Genomic DNA, 14,313 nt, shown 5'->3' with positions numbered 1-14,313 from the left:
TCACGGGCGATAAATGGCATCAGACAAACTTTCCGGCGAGCGCGACGGCGGCGCGCCGGCGCAGGCGAAGCGGCCGACCTACGTCGAGGTATCGAGCTCGATCGAGGAGGAAATTCGCAGCGGCATGTATCCGCCGGGCAGCCGCCTGCCGCCGCAGCGCCAGCTCGCGACCGAGCTCGGCATCAACGTGTCGACCGTGTCCCGGGCGTACAAGGAATTGCAGCTGCGCGGCCTCGTGATCGGCAGCAAACGGCGCGGCTCGCTCGTCACCGGCGGCGCGATGCCGAGCATCGAGCCGGCCCGCGCGTCGCTCGCGGCGGGCAACGGCGTGATCGACCTGACGGTGAACCGCCCGGCCACCGGCGAGTTTCTCGCGAGCCTCGCGCAGACGTTCGGCACGCTGCCGAACGACCCGCGTTTCGCCGCCCTCCAGGAATACCAGCCGCCGCAGGGCCCCGACTGGGCGCGCGCCGCCGGCGCGCAGTGGCTCGCCGCGCCGGGCTTCGCGCCGTCGCGCGACCAGGTGGTCGTCACGAGCGGCGCGCAGCACGGGCTGTACGCGGTACTGAACAGCCTGATCGGCACCGACGGCGTGATCGTGGCCGACCGCCTCACGTATTACGGGCTCAAGGCGCTCGCGCCGGTATTCCAGTTCGAGATCGTCAGCGCGCCGGCCGACGACGACGGCCTGCTGCCCGACGAGATCGAGCGGATCTGCCAGCGCATGCCGGTCAAGGCGATCTTCGTCGTGCCGAACCTGCAGAACCCGACCGTGACGACGATGAGCCTCGCGCGCCGGATGGCGCTCGTCGACATCGCGCGCCGCCATCACGTGACGATCATCGAGGACGACGTATACGGCCCGCTCGTGCGCGACCGGCTGCCGGCGATCGCGGGGCTGTGCCCCGAGCTGACGTTTCATATCGGCGCGACGTCGAAGATCCTCGCGCCGGGGTTGCGCCTCGGTTACCTGAGCTGCCCGCGCGACAGCGTCGCACTGTGCGCGGAGGCGGTGCGCACGACCGCGTGGATGCCGGCCCCCACGTCGATGCTGATCGCGACCGTGTGGATCGAGGACGGCACCGCCGCGCGGATCATGGGCGCGCAACTCGCGGAGATCCGCGCGCGCGTCGATCTCGCGCGGGAGCTGTTGCCGGCCGGGCAGCTGAAATCCGACCCGGCGTGCATGTTCGTGTGGTTGCGCCTGCCGCCGCCGTGGCGCGCCGACGACTTCGCCGCGAACGCGAAGGCGCGCGGCGTGATCGTGATGCCGTCGTCGACGTTCGCGGTCGATCGCGCGGAGATCGAGCACGGCGTGCGCATCAACCTCGCGTGCCCTGCCTCGCGCGACGAACTCGTCAACGGGCTGCGGATTCTCGCCGGCACGCTGAAGGACCGGCCGCGCGCGCTGTTCGGTTCGATCTGACGGCGTCCGCTCAATCGAGCAACCCCGCGACGACGTCGACGATCCGCTGCAGCAGCGCTTCGTCGTAAGGCAGCCACGGCACTGCGCGCAGCGGCGATGGCGGCGGCTCGATCGCGGCATCGACGGGTTCGCCGTCGCGCGTCACACGCCCGGTCGCGCAATGCACCGACCACGCGCCGACGCGCACATGCCGTTCATCGATCGTCATCTTCCCTTGCGCCACCGGCCCGGCGAACACGAGCGACAGCACGTGCCGGCGATGCCGCGCCATCGTGCCCAGCGGCACGTCCGACAACCGGTTCAGGCGCTGCCAGCGTTGTGCTTCGCGCTCGCGCTGGCGCACCGGGTCGGCCGTGAGCGCGGCCGTCGCCGCGCGGGTTGCGTCGTCGTCGAGCGCGAACGCGGCGACGCTGACGAGCAGATCGACCGCGCGCGCCACTTCCGAGAACACCACACGATCGATTTCGCCGATCGGCAGCGGTATCCAGTGCCGGTCGTGCCGGCGTTCGAAGTGCAGCCGGCGCGACGTGCCGTGGCTTTCCGAGCCCGGATAGAGCCGCGCATCGACGAAGAAAGTCGCGCGCACTTCGCCGAATTCTCGGACGAGCCCGTCGTCGTACGCGCGGATCGACCAGCCTTCGCGACGCGCGACGCCGATCAACTGCCGGCTCGACAGCACGTGGCCTTCGAACATCGCGGAATCGCTGGCGGACGCGTCGCCGTCGGCCGGTACGTAGTATTCGCGGAAGGCCTGCCTGACCGGCTGCCGCAGCGTGCGGCCGACGATCGCGCGTTGCCACGCGAGCCGCTCGTCCGCATCGGCCAGCAGCGGGTGCCATAACCGGATGTCGCTGTCGCCGGCGATGTCGATCGCGTGCCCGGCCGCGTCGCGCAGCACGACCTTGCCCTTTGCGATCTCGGGCATGAACGACTGCGTCGACCCATCGCGGCCGCGCGCGTGCCAGATCGTGCGCGCCGCGAACGCGGCGCCGGCCGGCGCATCGATGAGGCGTTCGCGCCATTCGGCGTGGCCGAGCGTCATCGACTGCCAGAAGCCGGCTTCCATGCAGGTCGCGAGCATCGCGAGCTGTTTCTTGTCGGGCTTCGCGTCGAGCGTCATGCGCAGCGCGGTGTGCGGCCGCTCGCCGAGCGCGCGCTCGGCCGGCTTCAGGTTGCGTGCCAGCTTCTTCTGCACGCCCGCGTGACGCACGATGGCGAGTGCATCGCGCAGCGCGCGCACGCCCTCGGGGGTCGGGATCGTCTCGACCGCGTGGCCGAGCGCGATCGCGAGCGACTGGGACGGCGCGGTCTTCGCGGCCGTCGGCGCGACGCACACGCCGGTCAGCAGCGGCCCGATCAGCGGGCGCAGCCATGCTTCGTCGCGATAGGCGGCCACGCGGGCGGCCCGGGCGACGACCTGCGCGTCGTCGGTCGTGAATGCCCGATCGGCCTCGTATGGGACGGCGCCCGCATGGAGCGCCGCCAGTCGTTGCGCGGCTTCCGTCAGCGCATCGCGCGCGAACGCGACATACGCGGCGTCTTCCGCGAGCGTGACGGCCGGATCGCTCAAGTCGAGCCACAACCGCCTCGGCGCGAAATAACCGTTGTTCGTCGCGGCCAGCGCGAGCAGCCCGGCCAGCCCGAGTTCGGGCAGCACGTCGAGTTCGCGCACGCGAAACGGCGAATCCGCCAGCGCCTGCGCATACGCGTCGCGTCGCGCCGAGAAGTCGCGGCGGCCGGCGAACCGGTCGAGCGTATACACGCCATACGTGCTGGCTGCGGTGCGCTCGTCGCCTTCCTCCGGCTCGCCCGCGATGCGCGCGAGTTCGGCCTGCAGCGCGGGCGACGGCAGCGCGTCGAGACAGGGCAATTCCTCCAGTGCACGTTTCCAGCCGCCGGCCGGGATGTCGCGGAACAGTTCGAGCGCGGCATCGGCGTCGACGAGCGGCACGAGTCCGAGCGCATCGATCTGTCGGTGCAGCCAGCGCGCGAAATCGGCGCGCGGATCCTCGAATGCATGGTCGCGCACCATGATCTCGTACTCGGCACGGCGCAGGGCCGGCCAGACCGCGCCGAGCGCGTGCGCGTCGAGCGTCGACAGGTCGATCGGCGCGCCGGCGAAGCGCTGATGGTCGGCACGGCTGGTCAGCCGCGCGACGAGCTGGTCGACGAGGGCGCGATCAGTCATCCGCGGGCCCCGGTGCCGACCGCATCGTTCCCGCGCCATTTCCGGACGTTCCGGGCAGCGCGGATCACGCCGCCGAGGTTGGGTGCCTGTTCGATCGTGTACTGCATGGTCTGACTCCGGGAATGAAAACCGAGCGGACGCACAGTATTGCACCCCAATTGATGCAGCCGGGCGGAAGGCCGTGCGGCGGGCGTTCCGGGCCGATCCGGCCACGCTGTGCGCCGCTTGCGGCGGCCCGGCCGTTTCATAAGACGTACAGTTCGCCCACGATGCGCGATTCGCGCCGAACTGTACTCTTGTTCGCGCGAACGATGTGTGTACTCGTCGCCAACTGTTCTGCTCTTAAGATTCCAGCATCAAGGGCACAGTGCCGCAGATCCAGTCGTACCGGAACCCTGCTGGCGCATCTTCAAGAGCGAGCCAGTGCGATGGAAAAGGCAAAACCGGAGGGAAAGATCAGGAATCACGATGGCCCGGCCGACGGGCGGAACCCGTGCGTATCGGATGAGCGCAGCGGGGCGGGGCGGCTGCGCAGGCCGGCGGGAGGCACCCGATGAAACTCTATGAAAAGCTCGCGGACGACATCGAGCGCCTGATCCGCCAGGGCGTGTATCGGCACGGCGACCGGATTCCGTCGGTGCGGCAGGCGAGCCAGCAGCACCGGATCAGCATCACGACCGTGCTGCACGCGTATCTGCTGCTGGAAAGCCGCGGGCTGCTCGAAAGCCGCCCGCAGTCCGGCTATTTCGTGAACCTGCGGCGCGACGACGGCCATGCACCGGTGCGCGAGTTGCGGCCGTCGAAGCCGATCGCGATCTCGTCGTCGGTCGACGTGAGCCGGCTCGTGCTGTCGACGCTGCGTTCGATCGGCACCGACGACGCCGTGCCGCTCGGCTCGCCGTACCCGGACCCGAGCCTGTTCCCGTTCGAGAAGCTGAACCGCTATGCGTACGCGGCCGGCCGCGACAAGTCGCTGTGGGGCGTGACGGACGGATTGCCGCCCGGGCATCCGCGGCTGATCCGTCAGATCGCACGGCGCTACCTGGAAAACGGGATGTCGGTGGACCCGAACGAGATCATCGTGACGGTCGGTGCGACCGAGGCGATCAACCTGTGCCTGCAGGCGGTGGCGAAGCCGGGCGACACGATCGCGGTGGAATCGCCGACGTTCTACGCGATGCTGCATGCGATCGAGCGGATGGGGATGAAGGCGATCGAGGTGGCCACGCATCCGGAATACGGGATCGACATCGCGGCGCTGGCCGCGATCGCGAAGTCGCAACCGATCGCCGCGTGCATGGTGATGCCGAACTTCCAGAACCCGCTCGGCTTCCAGATGCCCGACGAACGCAAGCGCGAACTGGTCGAGTTCGCGACGAAGGCCGGAATGCCGCTGATCGAGAATGGTGTGTATAACGAACTGTATTTCGGCGATGCGCATCCGAGTTCGTTGAAGTCGTATGACCGCAACGGGATCGTGCTGCATTGCTCGTCGTTCTCGAAGAGCCTGACGGCCGCGTACCGGATCGGCTGGGCGCTGCCGGGCCGTTATCGCGATCAGGTCGAGAAGCTGAAATTCCTGAACACGCTCGCGACGCCGTCGTTGCCGCAACTCGCGATCGCGGAGTTTCTCGAACGCGACGGTTACGAGCATCACCTGCGGCGCTTGCGCAAGGCGTATGCGCAGCAGGCGAACCTGATGCGGGCGATGGTGTCGCGGTTCTTCCCGGAAGGCACGCGCATCTCGAGCCCGGCGGGTGGCTATGTGCTGTGGGTCGAGTTGCCCGCGCAAGTCGATGCGATGCGGCTGTACCAGCTCGCGCTGGAGCAGGGCATCACGATCGGGCCCGGCTACATGTTCTCGATCGCGGACAGCTACCGGAATTTCATCCGCCTCAACTACAGCAGTCCGTGGTCGCCGGAGATCGAGCAGGCGGTGATTGCGGTGGGGAAGCTCGCCTCGGCTTGCATGAAGTGACGGGGGGCGTGTTGTTGCTCGAGGGGGCATGACGAAGCCGGCTTGGGGCCGGCTTTGTTTTTGGTTTGGCGGGGGAGTGCGATGAGCTTTGCCACGTTGGCGTTGGCAGGACAACACCACACTGTTGAAGCTGCCATGCAGGCGTCGCCGCACGGATTCGGGGTAATGCCGGTGAAAGGGCGCCGGGTTTCGAGTCGCATCGCGAAGTTGCTTGCGGTTGCTTGGAGCCTGCGGCAAATGACGACTGAACGCGAAGCGTTGGCGAGTCGGAACGAAGCACGGCAGGAATGCCTGCGCCCGCTCCGGCAGTCGAAAGCCGCGCACGCGTCGCTTGAGTTCGCGCTTGGGCTGATGACTGTTCTCGGCGCGGCTGCTCATGCGCGCAGCCGTTCTGACGAAAACATGCTCACTCTTGCGAGCTCCGGATAGGTGACGATCTTGTCCGGTGCGGAGCACTCGCTGGAAGAAGCATTGGGCCACGGCCCTGTCACACCGCTTCGCGTCGAGCGCTGCCTCGCTTTGCTCTTCCGGTCTGTTGCCGACTCTAATCGCGAATCGTGGAGGACTCGCGTCAGCGACTCTTGTCACAAGTCGGCGATAGATATTGCTTCGGTCTCTTGATGAATGTCGGAAGTCGAACCGGAAACGGTCGTCGTTGACGACTGATCCCGACGATCGTCATTGAGGTGCGACCCGTCGCCGGCGCGGCGACAGGTCTCCTCGAAACATCGCGTCAGCGCGAAGCCTCGTTGTCACCGAGCCATGATCCGCGACAACCGACGGCGTTCAGGCTGCTGCCTTTTGAATCGAGTCGTGCTGCTGCTCACCCCCGAGGCTGTCGACGAGATCGGCGAGCATCCGCGCCAATTCACCCGTCATCAGCGTGACGTCCGAATCGAAGCGCTCGTCGTCGTTCTGCGCGGTGGGATCCGCCGCCTCCTTGATCACGTCGAGCGGCGTCACGCGCTTGATCGTCAGCGACGGCGTCAGCACGAACGAGATCCGGTCGTTCCAGGTCATCGCGAGGCGCATGCATTGCTTGCCGGCCTCGATGTGCCGGCGCATGTCGCTCGCTTCCAGCGCGTGGCCGACGTATCGCACCGTGGCGCCGCCTTCGCCGCTCGAACGCAACTCGGCGTCCTGGTCCACGGTGAATCCGCCCGGCGCTTCGCCGGACAGCAGCCAGTCCGTCATCGCGGCAACCGGAGAATGCGCCACTTGAACGCCGGCGAGCGGCAACTGGTCGATCGATTTGACGAGCAGGCCGCGGATCTCGTCGGCGAGCGCCTGTGAAGCCGCATCGATGACGAGCCAGCCGTTCACCGTATCGATCCACACGCGAGTATCGCGGCGAATGCTGAACGCGCGCGGCAGCAGTTCGTCGGTGACCTGCTCCTTGAGTTCGCGCAGCTGCTTTCGTCCGACCTTGAAGCCCTGTTGCTCCTCGACCTCGAGCGCCCGGGCCTTGGTCACCTGATTGATGACCGACGCCGGGAGCAGCTTCTTTTCCGAACGAAACACCAGCAGCATCTGCCGGTTGTTCGAATACACAAGCGCGCCGTCGTCACGCGGCGACGCCCATCCGAAGCGCTGCATCTCGATGCTGTTGCACGGCTGAAACGCGTAGGGCGCCAGCCAGGCTTCCATCTGGTCGGGGGTAACGGCCCAGGGGGCCGGAAGACGATGAAGCTGAAGATTCTTGAACCACATGGGCGTACGGGCAAAGCGCATCATTCTATATGACGGGGACGTTCGCCGGCCAGGCAGGGCATCAAACGTCGATACACCGGCTGAACGATTCCATCGCGCTGTCGCATGGACCGGCTGAATTTGCCGTTGACGCCGGACGGCGACTTCGCGCGAAAGCCCGACGCCCGATGCCCGTCATGGGCAGGATCGCACCGACAGACGCGAGCGTCGAATGCCGGCCTCGGTCGAAGCAGCGGCCCTCCGGTCGTGGAGTAGTATTCCCCCCATGTCCGGGTTATTGTTCTGCCTCTCTGGCCTACGGCCGGCCCGTCCAGGACGGGGGTAGCAAGCTCGTTGAAGGGTGTGGAAACTGCTTCAACGATACGTGTGGCGGCGTTGGCCATGACAACGGCATCGACGGGAATGCATCATGTCAACCGAGTGGAAACATCGCGTCAGACTGTTTATCCAGCGCTTCTGGCAGCCGACCAGTGCGTGCATGACCTGCATGCCGGGGAGCTGGGGCAACATCATGAGCGTTGCCCACTGGACTATCGCATTTCATACAGGTCTGCTTACCGGACTCCTGGCCGTCCTTTTGACGTTCACGCCCGTGGCGAAACTCTATGCGCATCGATACGGCAATGCGCTGATCGTCGGCTGCCTGACGACGTTGGGCGACGCCTACTCGCACACGAGCCACTACCGCATCCCCTATCTCGAGCACATCGTGACGGGCGCAATTTCAGGTCTCCTGACGCTGGCGGCCTCCTATCTCCTCGAAGACCGCGCGCGACGCCTTCGGGCGGTATGGGCGCGGGTATTCGGATAGCTTGTCCGTTTCATCGGAGCACGCCAGGAAATCCGCCGACGAATGCCCTCTGTGTCGCGGCGTAAGGGCCGAGGTCATAACTCGGTGAGAAACCCGATGTTTGATAGCAGCAAGAAGACGGCCCTTGCGACGGGCGCCTCTTCGGAAATGTTGCGATCATTCAGGTGACAATCTTGACCATCGTTTCATTGCCCGACTGAATGCGGAGGAATTCTTATACCCCAATCTGGCTGCTATCTCCTTGATTGTGTATTCCTTTTCCGCAAGATACCGCGACGTCAGATCTTGTCGGACAATATCATACAGGTCGCTAAACGATGTCCCCATTTCCTGAAGCTTCCGCTGCAAACTTCGCATTGACATTCCAAGCTTTCTGGATTGTTCCGCGATATCCTGGCACGTAGGGTCGTCATACATAAGAGCGAGCAGCCGCCCGATGAGGTCGGACGGAACCCAGTGCGCCAGTTCAAATTCACGCTTGGCGCATGCTTTCCTTGCGACTTCGAATTCGATCGGATGGGCGAGCGGAAGGGCAATCTCCAGCACCGATGAGCTGAATTCGAGGTAATTTTCATCGGCCTCGAATTCGATGGGGCAGTCAAAAAATTCAGCGTAAGAACTCGCGTGTGGCGGCTCGGGAAAAACAAACCCTATTCTGGAAAAAACGGGATTGTGTCCGATCAAATCGCGTATCTGTCGACGTAAAGCGGTAAATACCATGTCGGTATTTACGACAAGCAGGTCGGTACGATAGGTATAGCCGCCGACTATAATCCTCGCGGTCTCGCCTATTGTGGTTATCCGGATTCTGAAATAACTGATCCCGAGCAACGGGTGCTCGAAGCCCATGCGCAGCGCATCGCCCAACGTTGGGCTCACCAGCATCGCGTGGCCGCGCAGGCCGTACGACGTCACCGGGATTGCATATCCGATATGCAGTCCGATCGCGCTGTTGCCGGTCGCTTCCAGCGCATTCGCAAACAGGACCATTTCCTGCGCATGCGTCACCATTGCACCGGGCCGCTCGATGTCTGCAGGAGAAATGCCGGTGCCTTTCAGCAGGACGTCGACCGGAACACCCATGCGCTTCATCAAATCGAGCGTGATGAAGATGGTGTGCAGTGGCGCTGGACATTGCGCAGCAGTGCGGCGAATCGCGTCGGCTACCGGCTTCATTCGACTCCTTGGATTCTAGTCCACAAGCAACTTTGTAAATACGACCTGACACCCGTACTCGTCCAATTCGCCGCGCTTCCACCCAAGACGCTGGTAAAAGCCATCGGCCCGCGAGCCTGGATCGGTCACAAGGGTGACATGATTCACTCCCTTGTCTTTCAGCCATGCAAGCGCACGGGCAAGCAGCTCGCGGCCGATGCCGACACCATGGAACCGCGGTGCCACAAACAAGGCCGAGATGAACGGCGTCTCGGTGATGACCGGCAGGCAGACCCCGGCGACCTCGTCGCCACATTCACAGATCCAGCCACCGCCCTGCCTGATTTTCTCGATCAGGAGGTTGCGGTTCAGAAGATGAACCTGGTGGGGATGGATTCTATTCTCGCTCACGGAGAATCGCACATCATAAAAAGCGCCGACGTCGCGCTCAGTCATCGGTCGGTATTCTAGCTGCTCAGCAGTGGCCATGTTTTTACCGTCTCTCTTCTCGTTATGTGAAATTTACGTGGCGAAACTCGGATAACTATCTCACGATTTTTGCAAATTCTCCAACGGACGTGATCGCGGGTGTCAGATAGCCCTGCTGGTCAACGGAGCACTATAACGAACATCCGTCAACAGAATTATTGTGAGTGTTATTGATCCAATTGACGTGCGTCGCTTGTTGTTCGTTATGGAGCAGTTGGGGCTGCATGGAAACCGTGGCATCCACGCGTTCGCTCCGGAGGCTGGAGTCAAGCGATTCTGCCGGCGACGCCGTCGTACGCTCCGCGAATTACCGGCTTGGCGTCGGCGCATGGCGCTGTGCACCGTGACCGAATATTTAGACGAAATATTCGGTTAGCCCCGAATATTGTGGATGGCGCCCTCAGTAAGACTCGAGCGCCGGAATTTCTATATATGCAATAATCCGCAATAAAATACATTTCCTCAAATTTATAATGGAAATGGCACACAGGGATAACACATTGGCGTGATCGGCACACATGCCGACTATAAATGATGCCATCGATTTGGTACGCTTCTTGCCAATCGAACTGAATGATTTGAGGTAGTTGGCAGTGCGCCGAGTCCGAATACTCAATCTGCTGAAATCATGGCGGCCAATGGCCAGCCCGACGGCGCTCGTCATGATCGCGGGCGTTGTCCTTCCGATGATCGTTCTGGCAGTGGTCTCGCTCAGTGCACCGCGCGACTTCGGCGGCGTCTCGTGGGGCGACTTCACTGCCGGCGCGTACGAGCGGATTGTCTTCGATCGGGACTGGGATGGGGGACGCGTCCTTCAGCAGGGTTATCTCGCCATTTTCATCAGGTCGATGACCATGGCCGTACTGACCACCGCGGGATGTCTGCTGATCGGGTTCCCGACGGCGCTGTTCATGGCGACGCGCTCCCTGAAGTGGAAGGCCGCGTTGCTGATCCTGATCACGATCCCGTTTTGGACCTGCGTCGTCGTCCAGATGTACGGCTTGATCATCGTCATTGCGGACGACGGCCTCTTGAATCAGATGTTGTCCAGAGCCGGCCTCATGCATGGCCCGCTCGGATTGCTCTACACCGATCTCGCGACGCTGATCGGTCTCGTCTATGCGTTCACGCCGTTCATGGTTCTGCCGATCTTCGCTGCGCTTGATGACTTCGACTGGCGGTTGGCCGAAGCGGCCTACGATCTGGGGGCACACAAGCCGGCGGTACTGGTCCATGTCGTCGTACCGTGTTGCCGTCCGGGCATCATGGCAGGAATCGGGCTCGTCTTCGTTCCGGCGCTGGGTTCCTATACGATCCCGGGTCTGCTCGGCGGTAACCACGCTTTCATGATCGGCAATCTGATCGACTTCCAGTTTGCCGGCGGACGGGACTGGCCTTTGGGCGCCGCGATGTCGTTCGCGTTGCTCGCCGCGGTGCTTCTGGCGATGCTCGCGTCTCGACTCGGTTCGCTGTTCCAGCGGCAGGAGCGCATTCATGATTTCGCCTGAACTGCGCCGGTTTCCGCTGACCGCAACGATCGCGTGCGCGGTGCTGGTGTTCCTCTATCTGCCGATGCTGACCGTGATGGCGATGAGCTTCAACGTCGGCCCGTCGGCCCTCATATGGGACGGGTTTGGCATTCGAGGTTACGTTGAGGCCTGGTCCGATCCGACACTGGTCCGTGCCGCGAAGAATTCACTGTTGCTGGCGCTGGCGTCGACGGTGCTCTCCACCACGCTCGCGACGAGCGCGGCGGTCGCCTGGTGGTCGAGAAGTGAGCGGCGTGGTTTCGATTCGGTCGGACTCGTCATTGCGCTTCCGCTCGCGATACCTGAAATCGTGCTGGCGATCGCGACCATGATGCTGTTCTCGATGTTCGAGTCAGAGCTTGGATTCGGCGCCGTTCTGTTTGCTCATGTGGTGTTCAGTGTGCCGCTTGCCTATCTGCCGATCAGAGCAAGACTCAAGACGATCGATCGCACGCTGCTCGAGGCGGCCGCGGACCTGTCGGCCACGCCATGGGCTGCATTTCGGCAAGTTACCGCGCCTTTGGCGCTACCCGGCATCATCGCGGGGGCTTTGCTGTCATTCGTCGCGTCGATGAATGATTACGTCACCAGCTACTTTCTCGCCGGCGCCGGCATGACCACATTGCCGATGTATATCTTCGGTGCATTGAAGATCGGAATCACACCGAAGGTCAGCGCCGTGTCAACCGTCGTCATCGGCCTCTCGACAATACAACTGACGGTAGTCTGGATCATCGGTGCTCGAGGTAAAAGAAGATCCCGAGCCGAGCAGTCCGAAATACACCACGCCAATCTCCACGCAATAGGAACAGCATGAAAAAAACAATCGGTGCGATGTTGCTTCTTGCCGCTGTCACGACCCAGGCCGCCGAGCTACATATCGGAAGCTGGCCGAACATCCTGCCTGTCAATTTGCTCAAGAAGTTCCAGGCTGATACCGGCATCGAGACGACACTCGACACCTATGCGAGCGATGCAGCGCTGACCCAGAAACTGCAGGCAGGAGGAGGGGGGTACGACGTTGTGGTAGCCGGAGACTACTACGTTCCGGTGCTCGTGAAGTCGGGCCTTCTGCTCAAGCTCGACAAGCGCAAGTTGCCGAATGTCGCAAACATCAAGCCCGAGTACCGTCATCCGTCGTTCGATCCCCAGCGGGACTACGCGATGCCCTTCACGGTCGTCCTGACCGGGTTTGCTTACGACAGCGCGCGTGTGCCCGGCGGACGCCTCGACGATAGCTGGAAGTCGTTCTTCGAGCCCCCCGTCGCACTTCGCGGCGAGGTCGGCGATCTGGACGTCGAGGAGGAACTGTACATGGCAGCGAGCTGGTATCTGGGACAGGATGAATGCACCGAACGCCCCGACGATGCGAAACGCGTCCTCGACGTGCTGCAGAAGCAGAAACCATTCGTGAAGACCTATAGCAACGACGGAACGGTCGATCGTCTCGCTTCCAGGCAAATCATCGTTCAGCACGTCTGGAACGGTGCGGCTGCGCGAGCACAGGATCGCTTGCCGACTATCCGATTCGTGTATCCGAAAGAGGGCGTCCGACTGTTCATGGACAGCCTGCTTATTCCGGCAAAAGCGCGAAATGTCGACTCGGCCTACAAGTTCATCGACTGGATGATGCGACCCGAGAACATCGCGCTGGTGACGAACGCGCTACGGTACAGCAACGAGATTACCGGATCGGAGCGCTACATTGATCCTGCGCTGCATGACAATCCTGCGATCAAGACGCCGGAGCAGTATAAGGATCGACTCAAGCCTTACAAGATGTGTTCACCTGCAGCGATTCAACTGCGTAACAAGGTGTGGCTGAAGCTGAAGGGAAATCAATGAAGCGCGCTGAACGTCGATGGCGTCCCGGATGACCAGATCCGCTCTGGCAGATACGGAGTCGATCGTGAACGAGGCGCGCCGCGCAAGCGCGCCAGCCACTGCCTCTGCCCGAATCACCCAATGCGGTCGTCGTCCCCAGCGGGGATCGAACACCAGGGCACGGAGCCGGTAATCTGTCGCCGGCCCTGCCTGTGTTCGGCGACTCGCGAGATCTCGGCGCAGGCGGTTCGCGATCCCGCTCTCGATCGCGCTTTTGATGCCATACGGGTGTGGTGCGTCTGATTCATATAATTCGCACACCTATATTTAATGATCGCAACATCCGAGAACCAAGGCGAGTGCCTGGCTCTCTTCTCTTCGAGAATACGATATGCAAAGCTACCGTGATTTGAAAGAGCAGATTCAGGAACTTCAAAAGCAGGCTGAGCTTGCTCGCACTCAGGAATTGGCGAGTGCGGTCAAGGAAATACAAAAATTGATCGAGGAGTTCGACCTGATGCCGGAGGACCTGTTCTCTGAACGCAAGCTCAAGCTGCGTCGCGGCAAGCGTCGCGGCCCGGCCACTGTAAAGTATCGTGATCCGGAGTCTGGTGCCTTATGGAGCGGGCGGGGACGAGAGCCTCGGTGGATCGCTGGCCGAGCAAGGGAGCAGTTTCTGATCCACCGGTCGAATCGGATCGCGGAGCCGGCGGCATCATCGGCAGCCGATGCACTGAGTTGACTTGCCATGCCATCGTCCGTCGTCACGCATCATCCCGAATACGGTCGTTGGCCGCTGAGTGCCGGTCCGGCTCATGCATAGGCGTATGCCCTGCCATGTCCATATCCTTGTTGCTCGACCGAATTCGCGTTGCGTCGAGACGCATTCGTGCTCGGGTTTCGAGTTGCATTCCAGCGGCGAATCGCAAGCAAATCGGCCGTCAATCGTCGAGCGTTCTTGTCGAGGATCCGAGCGGGGCCGATGTGGTCCTCGCCGCTACCATTTCTGCCGTCAGAGCGGAAGCGAGTGTCTCCGAACTCGAAAGTCTCGAAGTTCGGCACTCGAGGCTGCCGACCGCGCATTTTCCGAGCACTCGCGCTCACATAGACCTGATCGGCTCACGTGTCCGGAAAGCGCAGTTCCACGCCGCGCGTGCCCGCGCCCACGCCAACGCTGCGGTCCTGATTTTCATGGGTGGAACG

General features: G+C 62.9%; 12 protein-coding genes. 8 read left to right on the top strand and 4 right to left on the bottom strand.

All coding sequences use genetic code 11. From position 1 onward, the window contains the following. Positions 1-13: 13 nt before the first annotated feature. Positions 14-1,426 (top strand): PLP-dependent aminotransferase family protein, encoded by a 1,413-nt coding sequence (locus AB3K92_RS04335; RefSeq protein WP_059708966.1) that lies wholly within the window; start codon positions 14-16, stop codon positions 1,424-1,426. Between the two features lie 10 nt (positions 1,427-1,436). Here the strand turns inward: AB3K92_RS04335 and AB3K92_RS04330 are convergent, their stop codons facing one another. Further along, positions 1,437-3,614, bottom strand: a complete 2,178-nt coding sequence (locus tag AB3K92_RS04330; protein ID WP_369464508.1) for a DUF4132 domain-containing protein — start codon at positions 3,612-3,614, stop codon at positions 1,437-1,439. A 553-nt stretch (positions 3,615-4,167) separates the two neighbouring features. On the opposite strand from AB3K92_RS04330, the gene AB3K92_RS04325 reads away from it, so the two are divergent. Further along, a complete protein-coding gene (locus tag AB3K92_RS04325) occupies positions 4,168-5,592 on the top strand; it encodes a PLP-dependent aminotransferase family protein (RefSeq protein WP_369464507.1) in 1,425 nt (474 codons plus the stop codon). A gap of 81 nt (positions 5,593-5,673) precedes the next feature. Beyond that, positions 5,674-6,021, top strand: a complete 348-nt coding sequence (locus AB3K92_RS04320; RefSeq protein ID WP_369464506.1) for a hypothetical protein — start codon at positions 5,674-5,676, stop codon at positions 6,019-6,021. Between the two features lie 357 nt (positions 6,022-6,378). Here the strand turns inward: AB3K92_RS04320 and AB3K92_RS04315 are convergent, their stop codons facing one another. After that, positions 6,379-7,302: a recombination-associated protein RdgC gene (locus AB3K92_RS04315; RefSeq protein WP_042973774.1), complete on the bottom strand. Its 924-nt coding sequence runs from the start codon at positions 7,300-7,302 to the stop codon at positions 6,379-6,381. A gap of 409 nt (positions 7,303-7,711) precedes the next feature. Here AB3K92_RS04315 and AB3K92_RS04310 point away from each other — a divergent pair, with 409 nt between their 5' ends. Continuing rightward, positions 7,712-8,113 (top strand): hypothetical protein, encoded by a 402-nt coding sequence (locus AB3K92_RS04310; RefSeq protein WP_021157904.1) that lies wholly within the window; start codon positions 7,712-7,714, stop codon positions 8,111-8,113. A gap of 156 nt (positions 8,114-8,269) precedes the next feature. Here the strand turns inward: AB3K92_RS04310 and AB3K92_RS04305 are convergent, their stop codons facing one another. Then, entirely contained in the window at positions 8,270-9,289 is a 1,020-nt protein-coding gene (locus tag AB3K92_RS04305; protein WP_369464505.1) for an AraC family transcriptional regulator, read from the bottom strand. A gap of 15 nt (positions 9,290-9,304) precedes the next feature. Next, positions 9,305-9,757 (bottom strand): GNAT family N-acetyltransferase, encoded by a 453-nt coding sequence (locus AB3K92_RS04300; RefSeq protein ID WP_048028446.1) that lies wholly within the window; start codon positions 9,755-9,757, stop codon positions 9,305-9,307. Positions 9,758-10,419: 662 nt separating this feature from the next. On the opposite strand from AB3K92_RS04300, the gene AB3K92_RS04295 reads away from it, so the two are divergent. From AB3K92_RS04295 to AB3K92_RS04280, 4 genes are all read left to right on the top strand, one after another. After that, a complete protein-coding gene (locus AB3K92_RS04295) occupies positions 10,420-11,265 on the top strand; it encodes an ABC transporter permease (protein ID WP_113046059.1) in 846 nt (281 codons plus the stop codon). Continuing rightward, entirely contained in the window at positions 11,252-12,103 is an 852-nt protein-coding gene (locus AB3K92_RS04290) for an ABC transporter permease (protein ID WP_369464504.1), read from the top strand. Before AB3K92_RS04295 ends, AB3K92_RS04290 begins: the two co-directional genes overlap by 14 nt. Beyond that, positions 12,100-13,131: an extracellular solute-binding protein gene (locus AB3K92_RS04285; protein WP_021157909.1), complete on the top strand. Its 1,032-nt coding sequence runs from the start codon at positions 12,100-12,102 to the stop codon at positions 13,129-13,131. Before AB3K92_RS04290 ends, AB3K92_RS04285 begins: the two co-directional genes overlap by 4 nt. A 370-nt stretch (positions 13,132-13,501) precedes the next feature. Continuing rightward, positions 13,502-13,852 (top strand): H-NS family nucleoid-associated regulatory protein, encoded by a 351-nt coding sequence (locus AB3K92_RS04280; protein WP_059485994.1) that lies wholly within the window; start codon positions 13,502-13,504, stop codon positions 13,850-13,852. Positions 13,853-14,313 lie beyond the last annotated feature (461 nt).

The organism is Burkholderia sp. Bmkn7 (assembly GCF_041103175.1).
Classification (GTDB): Bacteria; Pseudomonadota; Gammaproteobacteria; order Burkholderiales; family Burkholderiaceae; genus Burkholderia; species Burkholderia cepacia.
Note: the sequence above shows the minus strand (reverse complement) of the source record. Positions and strands in the feature narration are given on the sequence as shown.

What these genes read in the sequence shown, in the direction of transcription:
- AB3K92_RS04335 (WP_059708966.1), top strand. Translation starts at nt 14, where the DNA reads ATGGCATCAGACAAACTTTCCGGCGAGCGCGACGGCGGCGCGCCGGCG.
- AB3K92_RS04330 (WP_369464508.1), bottom strand. Translation starts at nt 3,614, where the DNA reads ATGACTGATCGCGCCCTCGTCGACCAGCTCGTCGCGCGGCTGACCAGC.
- AB3K92_RS04325 (WP_369464507.1), top strand. Translation starts at nt 4,168, where the DNA reads ATGAAACTCTATGAAAAGCTCGCGGACGACATCGAGCGCCTGATCCGC.
- AB3K92_RS04320 (WP_369464506.1), top strand. Translation starts at nt 5,674, where the DNA reads ATGAGCTTTGCCACGTTGGCGTTGGCAGGACAACACCACACTGTTGAA.
- AB3K92_RS04315 (WP_042973774.1), bottom strand. Translation starts at nt 7,302, where the DNA reads ATGTGGTTCAAGAATCTTCAGCTTCATCGTCTTCCGGCCCCCTGGGCC.
- AB3K92_RS04310 (WP_021157904.1), top strand. Translation starts at nt 7,712, where the DNA reads ATGTCAACCGAGTGGAAACATCGCGTCAGACTGTTTATCCAGCGCTTC.
- AB3K92_RS04305 (WP_369464505.1), bottom strand. Translation starts at nt 9,289, where the DNA reads ATGAAGCCGGTAGCCGACGCGATTCGCCGCACTGCTGCGCAATGTCCA.
- AB3K92_RS04300 (WP_048028446.1), bottom strand. Translation starts at nt 9,757, where the DNA reads ATGGCCACTGCTGAGCAGCTAGAATACCGACCGATGACTGAGCGCGAC.
- AB3K92_RS04295 (WP_113046059.1), top strand. Translation starts at nt 10,420, where the DNA reads ATGATCGCGGGCGTTGTCCTTCCGATGATCGTTCTGGCAGTGGTCTCG.
- AB3K92_RS04290 (WP_369464504.1), top strand. Translation starts at nt 11,252, where the DNA reads ATGATTTCGCCTGAACTGCGCCGGTTTCCGCTGACCGCAACGATCGCG.
- AB3K92_RS04285 (WP_021157909.1), top strand. Translation starts at nt 12,100, where the DNA reads ATGAAAAAAACAATCGGTGCGATGTTGCTTCTTGCCGCTGTCACGACC.
- AB3K92_RS04280 (WP_059485994.1), top strand. Translation starts at nt 13,502, where the DNA reads ATGCAAAGCTACCGTGATTTGAAAGAGCAGATTCAGGAACTTCAAAAG.